Genomic DNA, 20,167 nt, shown 5'->3' on the forward strand with positions numbered 1-20,167 from the left:
CTACGTCTCCGCCGTGCAGAACAAGCAGGTGGGCCAGGAGATCGGCCGTATTCCGATTGACTCCATCTACAGCCCCGTGCTCAAGGTCACGTACAAGGTCGAGGCGACCCGTGTCGAGCAGCGCACCGACTTCGACAAGCTGATCGTCGACGTCGAGACCAAGCAGGCCATGCGTCCCCGCGACGCCATGGCGTCCGCCGGAAAGACCCTGGTGGAGCTGTTCGGTCTGGCGCGTGAGCTCAACATCGACGCCGAGGGCATCGACATGGGCCCCTCCCCGGTTGACGCGGCGCTCGCCGCCGATCTCGCCCTGCCGATCGAGGAGCTGGAGCTCACCGTCCGGTCGTACAACTGCCTCAAGCGCGAGGGCGTCCACTCCGTGGGCGAGCTCCTGGCCCGCTCGGAGGCCGACCTGATGGACATCCGCAACTTCGGTGCGAAGTCCATCGACGAGGTCAAGGAAAAGCTGGCCGGCATGGGCCTGGCTCTGAAGGACGCCCCGCCCGGATTCAACCCGACCGCCGCCGCCGACACCTTCGGCGCCGACGATGTGGACGCGGGCTTCGTGGAGACCGAGCAGTACTGAACACTGCACCGCGCCAGGCATAGCGACACCTCGCGTGCCGGGACAAGGGGACCTCCACGCTGTTGCCCGCGCGCTGGGCTTCTTCGGCCGTGTCCGCGCCCAGCCGCGCGGACACGGCCGAAGTGCCGCAAAAAACGTTCCGCACCGGCTCAGGAGAAATCCCTCGAACAATGTCTTCGCAGCGAGGATCATGGCGGGATGGCAGCGTACCTGTATGACCGGCTGGTGACGGAGGACGAGTACCGCCGGCGTATTCGGCGGCATCGTCCCAGCTCGCTGCTGCCTCTGATCGCCGCCGCGGCGGCACGCTACAGCACGCCCGAGCGGCCACACCCGTGGCTGAAAAGCCCCTCACTGAAGTACACACCCTGGGCACTGGCTGACGCGGCCCGCGTCAGCCTGGCCTACGGCACCGAGCACCTGCGCTCCGACGCCACCGAACGCGACCTGCTGGAGATCTTGGCCGCGTACTCCAGCCTGAAGGAACCGACCCTGCACGGCACCGACGAGGATCCGGTCCGCCTGAGGGACTTCATGATGCGCCTGGGCGGCGAGCAGATGGCCTTCCAGACCCCGGAGTTCGCCGCTCTCGCCCGTACCGCGGCGCTGTATCTGCACACACCGTTTCCCGCGCGCCGGCAACCCCGCTGCATGGTCCCCGGCTGGGACACCGAGGTATTCGGCTGCTCGCTGCCCGACTACGTGGGCACCGCTCAGCTGCTGTGGGGATGTGCGCTGTTCAACGCCGGGCGTTTCGATCCCGCGATCTTCGACAGCCCGGACGGCGAGAAGTTCAGCCGCACGGTCAGCCGGGACACGGTGCTGCGGGTCGTCGAACGGCACTTCGCCACCAACGTGGCCTCGGTCAAAGCGGTCGAGAAGCAGACCACGCAGAACCTGGCGAGGGTGGTCGGCGGCAAAGCGGCCCAGTTGCGGCGCTTCACATACAGTCCGCTGCTCGGCCGGCCCGCGGTCACCGGCTTCGGGCCCGGCCTGCTGTGCCCCTCCCCCCAGTTGGTCTGGCGCAAAGCGACCCCCTCCGGCATTTACCACACAGGACGCGAGCACTTCGGTCCCGACTTCCTGCAGGAGACCGGCTACCTCTTCGAGGAGTACGTCGGCCGACAGCTCCGCCTGATACCGGACGCCGATGTCAACTCGGAGATCACGTACCGGGTGAAGCGGAACGAACTGCAGAGCGTCGACTGGATCGTTGTCTTCGACGACCTCGTGCTGCTCGTGGAAGTCAAGTCCATGATGCCGACCGAGAACGCCCGGCTCGGCCTGGAACTCGGAGTCGCCGAGACCGACAGCAAACTCGCCCGCGCCTACCGCCAGGTCAACGCCACCTCGGCCCAGATCGACCAGCGCCATCCGGCATTCGCCGCCATTCCGACCGACCGTCCACGCCAGGCACTGATCGTCACCCTTGAACCGTTCCCCGTCGCCAACGCCAACCTCCCCCACCTCGACCTGCCCACCGCCGATATCCCGACCACGGTCGTCGCAGCCCACGAAGTCGAACACCTGGTGACTCTGACCGACACCACACCCAACTCGCTGCTCCTGGAGCGGGCGGCCGACCCCCAACGCTCCACCTGGGCACTCAACGAATGCCTGAACGGGCACGAGAACTCCCTCAACCCGGTACTCGTCCAGGGGTGGGCCTCCTATCCCTGGGCGACCGGTCGACTGTCGGCCTTGGACGCGGCGTAGTCCATGTGTCGCCGGTCCCCATGCCTCGGCGGCTGCTCTGCGCGCGTCAGCGAGTACGGCTGGGCCCGGCCGTTGCACCGGTTCATCCGGGGACTCCCGCGGGGACGGCGCACCACCGGGTCAGTACCCGCCCGGATCGTCTACAGTGCGACGAACGTCTACACCCTTGTAGTCATTCGTATCCGCCCGTTCACCTACGTCAGGTGGTCCAAGGGAAAGGGGCGCTGCCAGTGGATGGGCGCTCCCCTCGGGGCACGGCACCACGGTGACTCTGGCGCGCTCCACGCGGATCGATGCCGCACGACTCGTCGCCGGCCGCCTGGCGGCGTGTCCGTCGGCCATGGCCCACTGGCCGCCCGAATCACTCATCTCGGACACGACCCGCCCGGCCGGAGCACCTAAGGGAGACCATGCGTCACAAGATATTGGTCGTTGAGGACGATCACGTGCTGCTGGACGTGCTGCGCCGTGGGCTGCACGAGGAGGGATTCGAGCCCGTCCTCGCCGCCGACGGTGCCACCGCCCTGCGGCTGGCCACCGGCGACATCGCGGCGGTTGTCCTGGACATCGGGCTGCCCGACGCGGACGGCCGGGACGTGTGCCAGGCGCTGCGCACCAACGGCTTCCTGGCTCCGGTCATCTTCCTGACCGCCCGGCAACAGCTCGCGGACCGGCTGTCGGGGTTCTCGGCAGGCGGTGACGACTACCTGGCCAAGCCCTTCCATCTGGCCGAACTCACCGCCCGGCTGCGTGCGTCCGTGAAGCGGGCTGCGCCGGCCGCGGCGATCGTGGTCGGGGACCTGATTCTGGACGCGGTCGGCCACCGCGTCACCGTGCACGGCACGGCCGTCGCCCTGTCCCCCACGGAGTTCCGGCTGCTGGCCACACTCGTGGCCGCGGGCGGGAGCGTCGTTCGGCGCCGCGAACTGGTCGCGGCGGGCTGGCCGGAGGGTGCCCAGGTCAGTGACAACACACTGGACCAGTACCTGACCCGGCTGCGGCGGAAGCTGCGTGAGGCTGGCAGCGCGCTGATCATCGGCACGGCGCGCGGGATCGGACACCGCCTTTCCTGAAGCGCCTTGTCCTCGATCAGCTTGGAGGAACAGCGGGCGGCCGAAGCCGTTGAGACGCCGGCTTCGACCGCCCACGCGAGTCCGCGGACATGCCCGGGCTGGCACAGGCGGCCGCCTGCACTGACCACAGCTCGTCGGCGTGTGCCGAGGCGGCGCGGTTCTCGGCGCGGCCCCGCGCACTCGACCCGTCGCCGGGCGCAGGGGGTCTGTCAGCCCATGTCCGTCAGGAGGGCGTTCAGTTCCTTCTCCTGCTGCGCAGGCGGCATCGGCGGATTCGAGTGGTCGATGCCGAAGGTCCCCAGCACCTTGTCCATCTGGGCGTCGATGGAGGTCCAGCCGGTGTTGTCCAGCGGCTGCAGCGATGCCTGGTCGGCGTCCCACAGGTCACGCAGCGACTGGGCGGCCGTGTGCGCTCCCTTCGCGTTCCCCGAGCGTGCGTCCTTGAGCGAGGTGGAGGCGAGGTTCTTCAGCGCGGCGACCTTGGCGGGCGGGAACTTCTTCACCGCCTGGCCTGGAGCCATCTGGACGGCGGATGTGTTGTCGGCCTCCGGCGCCGGGCCGGTGTGCGGCTGGCTGTGGGCCCAGATCAGCAGGCCCATGGTGGCGACGGCGAGCAGTCCGAAGCCGGCCAGACCGACGCGCTCCTTGCGCAGGTCGCCGGTGGCGTGGCTGGCGTGGGCGGCCTCGTAGGTCTCGGTCACGTCCGAGCGCGTCACCGTCAGGTAGACCACGGTGGCCAGGATCAGGCCGAGGAAGATCAGGCTGGTGGTGAAGGTGCCCAGCGCGAGGCCGGTCGGCTCGCCCGGCTGAGCGACCTTCGGGGAGGCGAGCCAGTCGCCGATGTTCGCGCCCAGCGGGCGGGTCAGGATGTAGGCGAGCCAGAAGGACAGCACCGGGTTCGCGCCGAACTTCCACAGCAGCGTGATCGCCGCGATGAGGCCGAGCGGCAGCATCACCGAGGCGCCCGGGCTCCAGCCGGTGAGCTCCAGGGTCCAGTCCCCGGTCGCGGTGCCGAGCGCGAAGGTGACGAGAACCGCGAGCCAGTAGAACGACTCACGCGGAAGCGTCATGACCGAGTGGATCGAGAGGGTGCGCTCGCGCAGCCACCACACGCCGAAGACCACGGCGAGCAGAACCGAGAACACGGCGGAGCTGATCCACAGCGGCACATTGAGCTGGTCGGTGAGGATGTCGGTGTACAAGGTGCCCGTGACACTGACAACGACCACGGTCAGCCAGTACGGGAACGGGACGTACCGCTTGAGCCGCATCTGGACGGCCAGGACCACGACGAACACCGCGGTGAAGATCCAGGCCGTGTTCACCAGGCCGACGCCCAGCTTCATGTTGATCCAGTCGGCGAAGCTCTCACCCACGGTGGTGCACAGGATCTTGATCACCCAGAACCAGATGGTGACCTCGGGGACCTTGTTGAGCATGAGGCGCCCGCTGCGTGGGCGTGCTTCCGTTGTCGTTGTCATGCAGGGAGCCTTACGGAGGGAACCTGCAAGCAACCTGACTACGTGGCCGCCTTCGCGGCCGGGAGTGTCACCTGGACGTGACCGCGGCCGTCCGCGATCGCCCGGACCTCCACACCGGCCGAGGCAGCGATACGCCGGGCCACCGGCAGCCCCAGCCCGTACCCGCCGCCGCCGGTCACGCCCGCTTCGAAGACCCGGTCGACCTCAGCGGGATCGAACCCTGGGCCGTCGTCCAGGACATCCACCACGACGGCCTCGCCCTGGCTGCGCGCGGTGATCCACACACGGGACTTCGCATGCCGCAGGCTGTTCTCCAGCAGGGGTGACAGCAGCGACACAGCGACGTCGGGCGCCAAAGCCACCTCGACCTTCGGCGGGAAGGCGACCTCGACCGCGCGGCTGCCGATCGCCTGCCGCGCGGCGGAGCGCAGATCACACCGGGTCCCCTCGTCCGTCCGTGCGCGCGCTGCGCGCAATAGCGTCGTGATCGCCGCATTGAGGCGGTCGACCTCGCTCAGCACCACCTCCGGCGCCACCTGCTCGCCGGACAGCTGCGCCAGCTGCGCCTCGCCTCGCAGGACCGTGAGCGGTGTCCGCAGCTCGTGGGCGATCTCGTCGGTGAGCCGGCGCTCGTCCGCCAGCGCGTTGTCAACCCGCTCCAGGAGGCGATCCAGGGTCTGTCCCAGTTCCCCGAACTCGTCACGGGGGACTCCGAGGTTGAAACGGCGCCCGGGCTCGTGATGGCCCCAGTCGTCGGCGAGGGCGGCCATCTCGTGCACGACGCGCAGCGCGCGGTGCACCACGAGGTCCGCGACACCGCCGGCGAGGAGGATCGTCAGGCCGCCCAGAATCAGCGACAAGGTCAGGCTGCGCTGCTCGGACGTCTCGTAGGGCGTGAGGTCCACCTGGACGATCACCATGACGTGGTGGCCGCCGGCCGGAACCGGCCGCGCGAACAGGAGGTAGTCGCCGACGGTCGCGGTCTGCGATCGCCCCGAGTCCGCCAGCTCCTCGACGCGCCCGACCACGCTCGGCGGCACGTCCCCGTCGACAAGACGGCCATCGGCATACACCCAGGCGACCTCGTCCAGCGCCTCGCTGCTGTTCTCCGTGAGCACGACACGGCCGCCCTTGGCGCTGACGTTCGCCGCGACCGCCTCGGCGCGCGTACGGGCCAGATCGTGCGCGTCGGCATCCGTCACCCTGCTCAGCAGCACGTGCGAAACCACCACCAGGATCGCGACCACTGCGGTGGCGATCAGCACGGTGAGCGCGACGACGCTTCGGCGGAATCCCGTCACTGCCATCGGTAGCCCACGCCGCGGACGGTCGCCAGCCGCTCGGCCACACCCAGCGGACCGAGCTTGGTCCGCAGCCGGCGCACATAGGAGTCGAGGGTGTTGTCGCTGACCTGGGCCCCGTGCGGCCAGCCGGCGGCGACGAGGGCGTGGCGGCGTACCGCGTCGCCCTGCGAGGCGATCAGGCGGCCCAGTAGCCGGAACTCGGTCGGGGTCAGGCTCATGCTCACCGCATCGTAGGTCACCACGTGCTTCGCCGGATCGAGGACGACCTCGTGCGGTGCGGACGCCACGGTGGCCCGGCGCAGCAGCGCCCGGACACGGACCAGCAGTTCCGGGATGTCGAAGGGTTTGGTCATGTAGTCGTCGGCGCCGGCCTCGAAGCCGCCCACCTTGTGATGCAGGCCGTCCAAGGCGGTGAGCATCAACACCGGCACGTCGACGCCGCGAGCCCGCAGGGCCAGGCAGACATCGCGACCGTCGGCGTCCGGCAACCCGAGATCCAGGACGACCAGCTGGGGCGCCGGTGCGAGCTGCCGCAGCAGGCTGTCGGCCGTGGCGGCGACGGAGACGGTGTGGCCGTCGTGCTCCAGGGCGCGCTTGAGGATGCCGCGGACCGCCGCGTCGTCTTCGCACACCATGATGAAAGCCACGTGCTGACCCTAGATACTCGCGTTCCAGTTCTCCATCTGCCCCGATCAGCCACGCGACGCTCGGGCACGACCGGCCGAGCCGCAGCGGGAGCTGCCGCGGGAGGACCACCCTGGGACATGGACCGTATGCAGGAGTACACCGACGCGATTCCGCCGGGTCACTGCCGCCGATGTTGCCGACGGCCCCATAGGCGAGTTCACCCCGCTCGGCGTCGATCAGGCATGCGCCCAGCACGCCGCCCCGGGTCGCGCGCATCGCCTCGTGCGCTCGCGTTGCCAGTTCCAAGGGGGTCTTTGGGAGCTTTTAGTCACGCGGTTGGCGACATGGTTGCGGGAACGCGCCGCCAATTTCCCTTATAGCACTCGTAAGCCGGAGCGTTGCGTACGTAGAAATAGCGTCCCGCCGCTCCACAAGGGCTACCCGGTTCCGGCGCAGCGAATTTCAGAAACACCCAATGCCCAGTGTGGCAGACATAGGAATTGCCGCTCGCGTCAGAGCCGCGCGCTCCTTCACGATGACATGCGGCACCCTTGGCCGGAGCTGGCGAGGGGATCGGGCCAGCGGTAACGATGCTGCGAAGTCCGCTGGTATCCGTGGCCGTCGGTGCGGGGATGACGCTGACGTATGGATCGGGTGTCGCGTCGGAGGTCAACGGGGTACTGCCGGTGGCGCGTTGAGTTCCGCAACCAGTCGCGAACACAGCGACTGCGGCGATCACGGCGGGCGGGATCCAGCGTTGCAATGTCATGTTCACGAAGATAGTGGGCGCGAGGCCCCTTGCAGCCCGTCCGACAAGCCATCTCTGACGACGTGCACTCATGAGCGTTGCGTGGTCAGTTGTCGGCCGCGTCCGGGAACACCTCCCACAACAAAAAGCCGTCCTCGTCGCTGGGGCGGCGGTAGCGGTCCAGCACGTGTCCGGATTCCAGTGCATCAGCGGTGTAGTGCATGAGTGACGGAAGCGACGCCCACATGGAGTGCGACGACAACAGGGAGCTGCCCTCCCGGTCGTGAGCGCCGATGTGTTCGTCGGGTCGGGAGACATCGAGATAGAGCACGCCGCCGGCCCGGTCGGATGCGAAAGGCACCCAGTGAGGGCGGTAGGGGGAGTGGGGGTGATCGGCCCAGACATCCGTCTTGATCCGCCAGGCGTCCACGACCTCGTTGGTGCTGAGGATCTCGTAGTACGGAGGGAGGGTGAAACTGCCACTGCCGTTGTGACCGAGCAGGAGCTGCATATGGTCCGGGTGGAGGTTCACGCCGAGGCGTTCGGCAATCCGGGCGATGTCCTGACCGGCGGCCGGAGGCGCTAGTTCCCGGAGGCGTTCACGATCTTGTAGCCATCTTTCGATGCGATGCCATGATTCGCTGATGGGGCGCAGCTTCATAGGTCCTCCTGGCCTCCGGGCCGAGACGCCGGGGTGGCGCTCACACAGGGGCGCCACCCCTGGTCAAGTGATCTCTACTCGATGAATTGGAACTGTTTGCTGCTGAGCGTGACGGTCGTGGATGGTACCAGCAGGAAGGAAATGAACCGCGGCTTGTAGACGCTCGGATCCCGGTAGTGAGTGCCGGTCGGTGAGACGGAGTTGTCGAAGCTGTTGACGTTGTAGGACAACGTCCAGCGGCCCCCTGACTGCAGCACGGGATGGGCGTGCGGGTTGTAGGCGAAGATATTGGGATCGCCGTAGCTGCCCCAAAGCCCTGTCTCGGGCATGCGGTAGACCTCGTCGTGGTCCACCCAGAAGCCGAAGGGTCCGTAGGGGTCGCACCCCGACCAGATTCGGATCTTGTTGCTGAATGCTTCGGTGCTGTCCTGGCTGATGACGACGAACTGGCCGTTCCAGGGTGTGACGCTGTACTCGTTGGCAACGCCGGGGAGGATCGTGTTCCCTTCGCTTTCGGCGCGCATCCAGTTGTCGCCGGTTACGTCGGTTCGCAAGAACTGCCAGTCGCCGACCTTGGTCAGATCGCTGCCCTTGACCCGGGCGATGTGCATTTTCTTGTTGGTCTGATCGTTGCTGACACCGTAGATATAGGTGTACCCGTCACCGCTGCGAGAGGCCGGCAGGAGGGCAGAGCCCCACGCCACCCCGATGTTCGATGGCAGGGGGTCGATCCAGATCGGCGTGCTGAGGTCGTCCAGGCTGAACGTGGCCACGACATTGCGGGCAAAGGCGAAGGGTAGCGCCGACCCGTCGTGCGTTCCCCTGTACTCCTGGAACATGACCTGCAGGTAATTGGTGCCGTCAACATTGGCGATCATGCCGTCGCCCAGCCAGTACCACCGGTTGTCGATTGCCGACGGCATGAGGGCATCGGGGTTGTTCTTGGTGCCACCTGTGATCGTCGACAGGGTTCCGTTGTCGTCGATCACGATCGAGCTGTTGACCATTCTGGCGTTGGTGGGGCGGGTGCCATCGGCGTTGAGTGGGCCGAGGAAAGTGTCGGAGAAGAGGTAGGCGATGCGGCCGTCGGGCAGTTTGACGGAGTAGGTGGAATCTCCGCCGGTCCAACCGTCGGGGGTGGTCTTGGCGTAGTCGAGGAACCTGTCGACGGGCGGGGCCTGCGTCTGGACCGACTGGACATCGGGCAGGGCGCTGTTCTGGCACTGGGGGTAGGTCACCGGCATGGCGACGCCGGAGGGCTTGGTCGGCCCGGCGTAGTCGCTACCAGCGGCATCGACGAGTTTGACGTAGAACGCGTCCTCCTCCCTGAGAATGCGCTGATCGTTGAAGAAGCTGTTGAGTCGGCTCCCGGCTTTCTGGTTCTGCGGTCCGTCAAGGGGCTGGGCTGCGTAGTGAGCGGTGCCGACGCCTCCTGTCTTGGACCCTTCGGCGGTGGACGCGTACGGGTACTCGTCGCAGTCGCGCCCTCCCCGGGAGTACTTCTGTCCGAAGAAAATCTTGCACTGTCTGATGGACTCGTTCCGGTTCGCTTGCTGATTGGCTTCTGTCGTGCGGGTGAGAGGATGACCGCTGGCGACCGACCCAGGAATGGATTTGCTGGCCTCGGAAATCGGGAAGGTTTCGTCGGGCCGGTGCTGGGCAGTCCAGATGAGATCGGCGGATTCCTTGACCTCGGAGTCGACTGTGAGGGTGAAGACGTCGTTCACGTCTTTGAAGATGCAGCCGTAATGGTAGTCGAGGTAGGTGGCCGAATCGCATCGGAACAGGGTTCCTGAGTCAGTGACGGAACTCTTGTTTCCGGAAAACTTGGTCCCGAATCCGTAAAATCCGAGTTTGTCTCCGGTGAGGGCCCCTTCGGATGACGTGAAGGTAAGCCAGGCGGTTCCGGTCTCGGGTGTCATCCACGCTTCGAGCGTTTTGGTTGCCGTTCCGCTAGCCTCGATCGTTCATGAGTCCCCGTCAGCTTGCTGACGGGGACTCATGAACGATCGAGGTTAGCCGTGGCCGACACTTCGCGGGGCTTCGGCGAGACGATGACCCGGCTGCTGTAGTACTTATTGCCATGCCGCCAGGGCTTTGCGCCCTTGATCGGCTGCTCGGTTGGTGCCGGCTCAGTGGGAGCCGGTTTGTTGTCCGCCGCAGCGCGGACCTCTGGCCCTTTTTCTCGCTTTGTTTGTTCTGCCCCCAGTCCGCCGCCCTGTCCAGCGCCTTTTTGAGTGCCCTCATGCGCCGCGGATATTTGCTGTGGATTGGGAGGCGGATCTGCTGCCTTGCTTGCTGCCGGACTGAGCAGCGTGATGAGTGCCGCCGCTATCGATAAAGGTAAGAATCTTCGCGCTTTCAATACCCCTCCTCATAGAACTGACATCACGAGCGGTAGGCCGAGTTTCAGCGCGCAAGAACACGCCGGAGCAGCAACGGCGCCTCATAAGAGATCTCACAGAGACGGGAAAACGAAAGACCGGCGTGAGGTTAAAGACCGGCGTGAGGTTGCTGACCCACGTTGCGACCGCCGCGATAACAAAACCCGCATTGAGGCGCTAGGGATCCAAGAACCTGAAACCTCTGGCGTACGGGCAGCTGAATAGATGCTTCCTCCCTGCGGATGCAGGAAGCCGTCAGGCGGTGGGGGGATGTGCATACGCCCCTGACCTATTCAGAGACAGGAATTTACGCGTACATGATAAGTTCCGTCAACCCTGGTGGCCATAGTGAGGCTTGATGCTGGCGAGGTTGAGTGACGTGAGCGGAAAAGGACCGTCCTATTCCACTCGCGAAAAGGGGAATGCTCCGTTCGGCACGCGCAAGGCAGTGGCGCCTCGAGTTCGCGATGCGATCACGTTGGATCTCCTCGAAGAACTTTCCGGAGATGAGACCACACGCAGGCGAACCGGAGTGGCGTGCAGGTCGAGGTAGCGCTTGTCAGCGGATGGGCGAGCTTTCGAAAAGGACAGAAGCGAGGAAGGTGTCCTGCGGGAGCCGGCAGTTCCACCGCGCGCAAGAGGGGGTTTGCTTTCCGGGGCTTCCCGGCCGGCCGTAGGTGCGGTCTTGGGCGGAGGGGGCGGGCGTGAGCCGCACCCAAGTGATCTACCGGATGAAGCGTGGGAGCCGATCCGGCCGGCCGTCACGGCGGGGATGGCGAGGTCTCGGCAGAGCCGCCACCGGGTGTGCTTCCCCTCGTACCGTAGGGACCCGATCTGGAAAGAAGGTCGGGTCGCGTCCAGCCCTTCCAACTGAAGCTTGCGGGCTGCCCTCGCGCCCTCTAACGCTCGGGCGAGGCAGCTACACCTCGAACGGCTCATCGGGCTCAGGCGGCTGGTCGTAGGAGCTCAACAGCCCTTCGATGCGCTGGTTGTTGATGGACTGCCGGTCGTACAGGCACTTCGCGTACCGGCTCAGCAGGACCTCGACGCTGTTGCCGGCCCGCTGGGCGACCTCTGCCGGGTCCGCGCCCGCGCACAGCCACGTGGACAGCGCCGAGTGCCGCAGGTCGTAGGGCCGTTTCGCGAGCGGAGTGCCGGTGAGGGCGGGCGGCAGGGCAAGGTCACGGCTCTCGTGCCAGACCCGGTGGTAGGTGCCGTAGCTGATGACCCGCCCCTGTTCGGTGAAGAACAGCCGGCCGTCATCGGCCGTGCCGAACGTCGCGACGTGCTCGCGCCACATGGCCACCAGATGCGGAGGCAGCGGCACCACCCGCGTTTCCCCCGGCGGACGGTTCTTCAGCCCGCGCTCGTCGTGGAACTCGCCGCTGTCCGTCCACCGTTTGCCCGCCTGCGGCCGAGTGCGGTGCAGGATCAACCGCCCCCAACCAGTGGCGGGCAGGCGGCAGTCCGGCAGCGCCACCGCGACCGCCTCCTCCGGACGCAGACCCGCGTAGTACATGCCGGCGAAGAACCCGACCAGCCGGCGGCCGCGGGCCCGCCGGTAGCCGCCGACGTAGGAGACGGCGTCCAGCAGATCCCGTGCCTGGTACGGGTTGGCCACCACCCGCGGATCCACCGTGACCGCCGGCTTGGGCACCCGCCAGCGAACCCTGTTCAACGGATGGCTGCCCAACTCGCCCCGCTCGACGGCGTAGTGGAGCGCGTGCACCAGCACCTTGCGCTTGCGGCGCACCGTCTCCACCGCCGCCTCACCGCCGTCCAGCTTGCGGCGCAGCGACTCCAGCACGTCGCGCGCCAGGACCGGATCACTCAGGTCCACCAGGGGACGGGACGCCTTCGCCACCCACTGCAGTACCAGCCGGTCCTGCGCCGGCATCTCCCCCCGTCCCGGCCCGGGCACGACGAACGCCCAGTGCCGCAGGGCACGGCGCAGCAGCTGCCCGCTCGGCCTGCCCGGAAGGTCCCACAGCATCGCCACCGTGACGGCAGTCAGCGCGTCGCTGACCTCGTCCCGGGTCTTCGCCGCCCGCCCGGACCAGTGAGCCCGCGCGTACTCGGCCGCGAAGTCGTACCAGCTCAGCTGCGACGGCCCCCGCGACCCCTGGCCAGAGCCGCTCACCTCGGCCAGGCCCACGCGGATGGCGCGCACCAGCTCCGCACCGAACTCTCCCGCCAAGCCCGCGACCGCGCTGCCGCCGTCCGGCCGTCGATCACCATGCGGCTGTACCGGAACCCGATCCGCAGGCTGCTCGGGCTTCAGCACGGCGCCGTGGTGGTTGTCCAGGTCCATACCTGCCTCCTTCTGATCGGCGGGAGCATGACTGCCCGGCACATCCACTCCAACATCCCCCTGCAAGAGGGCACTCGGGCGGTGCCCGGTTGACGAACGCGGACTGTCAGACGTTCAGCCCGGCTTGCGTCGCCACTGGTCATATCCGGTCCCGGTGTGGCCGGTTGCGGCGCTTGGCGCACCATGCGTACTGCACGCACCCCAGCGCCCCGAACTACCGTTCCCGACCGCTCAGAACACGCGTTCACCGTGGGGGATGCATGGCGAGAACCGCGCGACAGACCCTGAACGCACTCAACCGCTCGACAACCGTTGGGGCTTCGCCCGCGCCCGCACCACAGCCCTCGGCCTCACCCCGGTCAGCACACGCGAGCTGCTGACCGTCCTGCGGGCAACCACTCTGCCCCGCTCCGCCACAACATCGACCAACTGCTGAACTGGTCCGCCTGGCGACGCCGTCATCGAGCCAACACGCAAGCCTGCCACCAGCGCTGAAATAACATCACCGCCGACGCGACCACATGACACCACGATGACGATCAAGAACTACCACTGCCGAGTATGAGCAAGACCACATTCTCGAATCGGCTACTCTCTGCTCACGCCACAGCAGCGACGTTCCACCTCGGCCGGCGCACGGTTCGGCTGAAAATCACAAGCCTGGCACGGGTGGCGACCCGTCCATGCAATACCCCAACACTTCGCCAGCTAAAGGGGTCCGCCGCCTTCCGGTCCAGACCTCTGGGAATGTGCAATCGGGCCTGCGGGCATGCGCATGAGTGGCTGAGATTCGCCAACTTGAATCCGACAGCCCGCAAGAAAGTCAGCAAACGGGGAACATGCCGCATACAGAGTGAAACCAGGCATGGCGTGAAACTGTCGGTGACAGCATTCACCGGCAAACCGGGCCCCTGCGATCCCGGAGCCCTTCTCGCAATCCCTGAGCCTGATATAGGCTCTTACTGACTGCGGGGCGTGGGGGCACGTACAGTCCGGTGTTCTTGAATCCGGATCTTCCCTGCGGTTACGAGCATCAAGTGCTCAACGGAGGGGGAAGTCATGCGGGTCTGCGCTGCCGAACGGCGAATTCGTTGCCGCGTGCTGAGTTCAACAGGTGTTTCCTGGTCTCAGTCGCACAGTCAGCCAAGCCCTTAAGGGCCATTCTTGCCCCGTGACCAGTGACGCGGGAATGTCGCCGCGCGCATCGATGCCGTGACCGGCGGTCGGCTGACGATCGGATCGCGGGGCGCCCCCAGCCGTGAGCCCTTTGAGCTGCCGAGGTCTGGAGCAAGGGGCATACCCGGCTTCTGGCGCAAGGGCTGTAAAGCCTGAATTGCGGTGGAACCGTGGGGAATTCCAGAGGTAGCAGGGTTCCGATACGTATGGGAATTCTGTACGACCTGATGAAATCCCGGCTAACTTAAACGCGCATTTGCGTGCCGCACCGGCCGCCTGCTTCCCATCTTGATGCTTTCTTGTACGACAGAACCGAAATCAGTATGACATGGTCATGCCTAATCCGAGGAGTGAAATTGAGAACTGCATTACGCGTGTGTGTTGCCGCCGTGGCCATGCTGGGCTTCATGACGACCGCGCCGTACGCTTCGGCGGCTGAGTCGGGCGCGAACACGCCGTTGGAGACGGTGCAGTTCGCAGGCGGGCAGGGCGAGGGCCTTGCCATGGCGGCGAATGCGCCGGAGGGCACCAAGGAGATCCTGGAGTCCAACGCCGTCGCGGCAGCCGCGGCCGCGAATGTGTGCGGTTCGGGCTACACCGTCTCCACCGGCGCGGCCCGCTACGGGACCTACGGCACCGCCTACACCTGGTGGAACAACACCTACAGCGGGACCAACCACCTCTACGATCGCCCCATCTGCGCCGTGTTCTTCAATGACCTCGGCTCCACCCGGTACATGGGCGTCCGCCTGGCGGACAACTACACCGCCACCGCGGACACTCAGGACTTCGGCGCCTATTCCTCGTACGCCGGCCCCGTCTACCAGAACAAGGGCTACTGCGGCCAGGCGTACTCCTACATGGAGACGCCGAGCGGCACGGTCGTCGTCGACAACTACCTCAGTGTCGGCACATGCGACTGACGCCACTGCCACACGTCCGATCACACGGCCCCGTCCTCGTTCGGGGGAGCATCGTCCTCGCCCTGGCGCTTCTGACTGGCGGGTGCCTTGCCGGAACCAAGGACAGCGGAATCCCTGGCGTTAAGCACCCGGTGACGGACCCCGCGCAGCCGAGCACGCCATCGCCCTCAACTGCGTCCAGCGAACCACCGCAGGACCCGGAGCCGACAGCCTCGTTCTCGCAGAACGGAAAAACCAGGGTCCTGTACTACGGCAATACAGAAGTGGATGCCACGCCGGAGGACGACGGCATCTTCACGACCGTCACGGTCCACAACGACACTGGCAAGCCCGTCAATTACGACATCGATGTCAGCATCGGCGACGGTGTCGACTGGGTCGCCTCAAACAAGTTCCGCATCGAAGGCGTGCCCGCCCACGGCGTCAAGAGCCAGGCCAGCACGGTAGGCGGACCACACCTCGGACCCATTCCGCAGCAGCCGAAGATCTACATCGACGCGCTGGAAACCTACTGAAGGCGCGAGCGAGACCTTCGGCGGCCCGGATCGACACCGTGGCAGTGGACTCACGGTGCTGTGACTACTGACCCATTCCGCAGAAACCAGCAACTGCCTTGGCGGGCTGGCCACTTATTGGAAGGAATACCAGCACCTCATGCGCTATCCAACACGGGGAAGAAGGAGGAGACAGTCATCCGCACTGGTTATCACCGCAGCAACCGCGCTGATCGCTTCCACCTTCACCACGAGCACCGCACAAGCAGCGATACCGAACCCGCCCAAGAAGTCGGCGCAGAAGCAGGCCACCACATCTGAGAAGAAGTCCGCGTCGGCAGTCCCGCTGAAGGAACGTGACACCGTTCTCGGGAAAGGCTGGAAGACCTCTGCCGACCGGGCCGTGACGGCGGCAGCCGACAGCGACGGACTGCACCTCCTGGTCGCGGACAGCAAGGACGGCTACGCCTGGAGGACAGCTGCCGTCCTGAGTGAGCCTCAGCTTCCGGCCGACACCTGGATCGGCAACAGCTGTGTCATGGACGACCAGCACGCGGCCGTCGTCTACGCTCCCCGCACCTTCACCAACAAGCCCGACCTGATGATGGGCGGCGCGTTCACCGCGATCGTGAACCTGGACGACGGAAGCGTCACCAAGCTCCCGTTCACCGCGTCCCTCGCCTACTTCGACCCCACGTGCAGCCCGACCACGCACACCGCCGTCTTCACCGCGCTGCGCGACACCAAAACACGCCTGGTCACGGTGAACACCAAGGGCACCACGGTCGCCGACACCACCGCCCAGAGTGAGATCACCTCGGCCGTCCCCACCAAGGACGGCGTGATCGCCGCCGCCGGAAACCGGCTCGTCCACATCGACCGCAAGGGCCAGACAACCCAGCTCGCCGCCACGAAACACGCCCCGTACGGCATCCGAGTGGCCGACGACGGCACGGTCAGCTATCTCGACCGCACCGGCAACACCGCTGCCAACGTACAGATCTACGCGCACGGCAGGAAAACCACCGTCGCGAGCGGCAAACTCACCGCGATGAACCTGCGCCAGGGCACCGACGGCACCGTCTACCTCACCGGAAAGGCCAGCCACGGCAAGGGCTTTGCGGCCAGCGGCATCAAGGCGTTGACTGTCTCGCCCGACGCGGACCTGTCCACCCGTGGCCTCCTGGCCGTCGACCCGGTCGTCTCCCCTGCCGTGCAGGCGGGCGTCGACAACATCACGAACGCCGGCCGCGGCTTCACCGGCACCGCGACCAACGAACCCACGGCCCAGACGACGGCGGGGCACGCCAGCCATGCTCTGACCATCACGGGCTCGGTGCCGGGCACGGGCAAGCACACAAGCCAGAAGGCCGCCGAGCCCGGCACCACCGCTGGCGGCAAGCCCTCGCCGGCGTTGACCGGTTCCCAGAAGCAGCAGGTATCGACGCCGAGCATGGCGACCACGGCCGCCGACTCCAGGGCCAACGACCCCGTCGACACCGATCGTTGGTGCTCCGTACCCCGCAACGACGTCGCCACCCAGGCCCTCCAGCCGACCCCGAACCAGGTCGAATGGGCCGTGGACATGGCCGTCCAGGGAAAGCTGCGCTCCAACTACCTCACGCAGGGCGGCTGGCGATCCCAGACGGGGATCTCCACGATCGACCCGCAGGGCATGTTCCCCAAACCCCCTCTGAACGGTGGCGGAAGCATCCCCGCACAGGTCCAACTGGGCGTCCTCGCCCAGGAGTCCAACCTGTGGCAGGCCGAATCCGGATCCATCCCCGGCCAGATGGGCAACCCGCTCGCGGCCGTCGACGGCTTCTACGGCCACCAGACCGGCGGCACCCTCGACGACTTCTGGACCATCCACTGGGACAAGTCCGACTGCGGCTACGGCGTCGGACAGGTCACCGACGGCATGCGCCTGGCCGGACACGAGAAGGACGGCGAAACCTCTCGCGACGTCACCACGCAGCGCGCGATCGCCATTGACTACACCACCAACATCGCTGCCTCGCTCTACATCCTCGCCGACAAGTGGAACGAGGTGCACGAGTCCGGCCAGACGATCGCCGTGAACAACGACGACTCGGCCAAGCCCGAGAACTGGTTCACCGCCGTGTGGAACTACAACCTCGGCTTCAACAAGAAGGCGGACGAGGCAACCAACGGCAACTGGGGCCTTGGCTGGTACAACAATCCCGCCAACCCCGTCTACCCCGCGTCCCGGCTGGCCTTCATGAACACCGACCTCGACCCGCTGGCCAACAAGGACGCCGCGCACCCCCAGAACTGGCCGTACGAAGAGAAGGTGATGGGCTGGGCCGCCTGGTCCCAGGACACCGGCCACTCCTACGCCACCTCCGGCCGCCAGGACTGGCCGGGCGAGTCCGGCTTCTCCTCCGCCGGCTTCTACCCTGCCTCCTGGAACGGCACCACCGGATCCGTCATTGACCCGGCCAGCGGGAAATACCGCCGGGCGCACGTCTCGCCACCGCTCGACGCGTTCTGCAACACCAAGAACAACTGCGACACCGCCAACCCGCCTGACTGCCCCGACGCGGGCTGCTACACGCAGTACTGGTGGCACGAATCCAACACCACATGGAAGTCCGACTGCTCCGCCAGCTGCGGCATCGAGCACATCAAGTACGTGACCGCGATCAATGAGCCCGGCCGCGGCACCCGCCTGCAGTACGGCACCCCCGTCTGCTCCGGCGCCCCCTCGGGCGCGCAGGTCGTCGAGTCCGTCCCCGCAGGGACCAACACCTGGAGCGACTGCGGCACCACCACGACCAACGGCTCGTTCCAGTTCACCTTCTACCCCGACCCCAACGCGACCGGACCAGGACTCGGGCAATACGACGCCAAGGCCGACCTGCACCAGATCGGGGGCGGCTACAACGGCCACTTCTGGTTCACCCACGCACGCGACACCGACCACCTCGGCGGCGACGGCGGACGCATGACCATCCTCGGCGACTGGAAACTGAACTCGGCGATCTCCGGTAGGCAAGCCGAGGTATTCGTACACGTCCCGGACACCGGTGCGCAGGTCTCCAACGCCACCTACAAGGTCATCACACCCTTCGGGGCGGTCACCAAGACCATCAACCAGAACACCCACAACAACAGCTGGGTCTCCCTGGGCGCCTACAACTTCAAGAGCCAGGCGCCGGAGGTGCAGCTGACCAACTCGACATCGGACGGCGCAGCCGATAAGGACGTGGCCTACGACGCCGTCGCGTTCGTGCCCGGCGACTACAGCCAGATGCCGAGCATCACCTTCCCCAACCCCGATGACAGCGCGCCGATGCCCAGTTGGGGAGGCGACGTCGAGGAAGCCCACCGCAACTCCGGGCTGACGTCAGCGGCAGCCGCCCTGAGTAGCGTGCCGGCCATCACAGCCAACACGACGTGCTCCCCTTCAGGGACGAGCGGCGGCAAGATCTGCGTGAACCTCGGCAAGGCACAACCGAGAACATCCCAGCTTGGCAAGCAGATGACAAAGGCCCTGACCGCTGCCGACGCCAACTCGATCGTCCCCTGGTGCGACACCCAAAACGCCGGCCATGACTGGTACACACGCACAGACGCCTGCCTGAAGGCTTTGTCCCCGCTCGATGTGATCTTCACAGTGGATGAGAAAGTGGTCGGCACCGCGCACTTTGCGATGCAACAGGAGATCAAGCTCTACAACAACATCGGGGAATTCGACCAGACTCTTACCCTCGTACCTACCGAGATCGACCCCACCCTGGGGGCGGTGACACTGCGCTGGAATGCCGCATCGGACTGTTCCGACTGCACGCAGTCCCAGCAGCAGACGGATGGAGCCCTGACATGGGCCGGCCCGGAGGACGGCCACGTCGGAAGGGCCTCCTTCCAGACCCTGTGGAACGGCACCGGCAAGGAAGGGATCACCCTCGGGTGGAGTATCACGGGGAGGATCTCCGCGCTCCCAGAAGTATCGGACGAGGCCGATCTCGGAACCACTATCGGGGATCTGGACGTCCGCTGCGATGACATGACCAAAGGTGCCGCGAACGCCGGATGCGTCTTCCCCGCCTACACCCCGACGTACACCGTGAACACTGACCGCTACCCGGCGGCCGGCGCCTATTACTGGCTCATGAAAGAAAAGAACAGCAACCATTTCGGCAGCAGGACGCACAACACGCCGTTGCATTACCTGACGGACGGGCAAAGCGATAATCGGGCAGTGGTGTGTCCCGACAATTGGCAGGGACGCGTCGAGACGCCGGACGCCAGTTGCGACGAGTACGCTTTCGCCACAACGAACGAGAGCGCCGGCGTGCCGGCCAATGGAGTCACCTCTGGCGACCAGTGCGCGCAGTACTACGCCACGCCACTGAACGACACCATCTGGACGCTGTACTTCGACGACAACTACCCCCTGCCCACAGGGTCGGAGAAGTGCGGCCGGGCCAGCATCCCGTTGGCCCAGAACACCGGCGCCCTGGCGCCATTCGGTCGTACCGGGGGCTTCGTCTGGTACAACCGGATGCTTGGAGATGACCCGTTCTGGCTGGCCACACCGGGGTTCGACCACTGCACATCGGCAGACACCACATGCGCCTTCCAGCGCACAAACCCCTAGCCGGAGTTTCCGGGCCGGAACGTCACTGACAGATTTTCCGCTGCCAGTGGACAAGAACT

At 66.2% G+C, this 20,167-nt stretch carries 13 protein-coding genes; 7 read left to right on the forward strand and 6 right to left on the reverse strand.

The features are described from left to right. The 3 genes from SPR02S_RS53385 to SPR02S_RS53395 all read left to right on the forward strand — a co-directional run. On the forward strand, positions 1 to 586 hold a 586-nt coding region (locus tag SPR02S_RS53385; protein ID WP_019065253.1), incomplete at its 5' end, for a DNA-directed RNA polymerase subunit alpha. A gap of 198 nt (positions 587 to 784) precedes the next feature. Further along, positions 785 to 2,302 (forward strand): hypothetical protein, encoded by a 1,518-nt coding sequence (locus SPR02S_RS53390; RefSeq protein ID WP_019065254.1) that lies wholly within the window; start codon positions 785 to 787, stop codon positions 2,300 to 2,302. 410 nt (positions 2,303 to 2,712) lie between these two features. After that, complete coding sequence (locus SPR02S_RS53395) at positions 2,713 to 3,375, forward strand: response regulator transcription factor (RefSeq protein WP_019065255.1); 663 nt, start codon at positions 2,713 to 2,715, stop codon at positions 3,373 to 3,375. 209 nt (positions 3,376 to 3,584) lie between these two features. On the opposite strand, the gene SPR02S_RS53400 is transcribed toward SPR02S_RS53395, so the two are convergent. The 6 genes from SPR02S_RS53400 to SPR02S_RS53425 form a co-directional block, all read right to left on the reverse strand. After that, the gene (locus tag SPR02S_RS53400; protein ID WP_026151722.1) at positions 3,585 to 4,856 is read right to left on the reverse strand and encodes a COG4705 family protein; all 1,272 of its coding nucleotides are present in this window, start codon (positions 4,854 to 4,856) and stop codon (positions 3,585 to 3,587) included. A gap of 38 nt (positions 4,857 to 4,894) precedes the next feature. After that, positions 4,895 to 6,163, reverse strand: a complete 1,269-nt coding sequence (locus SPR02S_RS53405) for a sensor histidine kinase (protein WP_043259140.1) — start codon at positions 6,161 to 6,163, stop codon at positions 4,895 to 4,897. Next, positions 6,154 to 6,807: a response regulator transcription factor gene (locus SPR02S_RS53410; protein WP_019065258.1), complete on the reverse strand. Its 654-nt coding sequence runs from the start codon at positions 6,805 to 6,807 to the stop codon at positions 6,154 to 6,156. Before SPR02S_RS53410 ends, SPR02S_RS53405 begins: the two co-directional genes overlap by 10 nt. An 834-nt stretch (positions 6,808 to 7,641) precedes the next feature. Beyond that, complete coding sequence (locus tag SPR02S_RS58525) at positions 7,642 to 8,196, reverse strand: SMI1/KNR4 family protein (RefSeq protein ID WP_019065259.1); 555 nt, start codon at positions 8,194 to 8,196, stop codon at positions 7,642 to 7,644. Positions 8,197 to 8,270: 74 nt separating this feature from the next. Continuing rightward, positions 8,271 to 10,118, reverse strand: a complete 1,848-nt coding sequence (locus tag SPR02S_RS59450; protein ID WP_019065260.1) for a DUF5005 domain-containing protein — start codon at positions 10,116 to 10,118, stop codon at positions 8,271 to 8,273. A 1,381-nt stretch (positions 10,119 to 11,499) separates the two neighbouring features. Then, positions 11,500 to 12,891 (reverse strand): tyrosine-type recombinase/integrase, encoded by a 1,392-nt coding sequence (locus SPR02S_RS53425; RefSeq protein ID WP_019065261.1) that lies wholly within the window; start codon positions 12,889 to 12,891, stop codon positions 11,500 to 11,502. 256 nt (positions 12,892 to 13,147) lie between these two features. Here SPR02S_RS53425 and SPR02S_RS63745 point away from each other — a divergent pair, with 256 nt between their 5' ends. The 4 genes from SPR02S_RS63745 to SPR02S_RS53440 all read left to right on the forward strand — a co-directional run bounded on the left by SPR02S_RS63745 (position 13,148) and on the right by SPR02S_RS53440 (position 20,108). Then, the gene (locus SPR02S_RS63745; protein WP_158698028.1) at positions 13,148 to 13,327 is read left to right on the forward strand and encodes a hypothetical protein; all 180 of its coding nucleotides are present in this window, start codon (positions 13,148 to 13,150) and stop codon (positions 13,325 to 13,327) included. A 1,147-nt stretch (positions 13,328 to 14,474) separates the two neighbouring features. Beyond that, the gene (locus tag SPR02S_RS58535; protein ID WP_245607790.1) at positions 14,475 to 14,990 is read left to right on the forward strand and encodes a hypothetical protein; all 516 of its coding nucleotides are present in this window, start codon (positions 14,475 to 14,477) and stop codon (positions 14,988 to 14,990) included. 131 nt (positions 14,991 to 15,121) lie between these two features. After that, positions 15,122 to 15,505 carry a hypothetical protein gene (locus tag SPR02S_RS53435; protein WP_158698029.1) on the forward strand — a complete coding sequence of 128 codons (384 nt, stop codon included), beginning with the start codon at positions 15,122 to 15,124 and terminating at the stop codon, positions 15,503 to 15,505. A gap of 139 nt (positions 15,506 to 15,644) precedes the next feature. Further along, entirely contained in the window at positions 15,645 to 20,108 is a 4,464-nt protein-coding gene (locus tag SPR02S_RS53440) for a golvesin C-terminal-like domain-containing protein (RefSeq protein ID WP_063746339.1), read from the forward strand. Positions 20,109 to 20,167: the final 59 nt, after the last annotated feature.

It is taken from the genome of Streptomyces prunicolor NBRC 13075 (assembly GCF_000367365.1).
Classification (GTDB): Bacteria; Actinomycetota; Actinomycetes; order Streptomycetales; family Streptomycetaceae; genus Streptomyces; species Streptomyces prunicolor.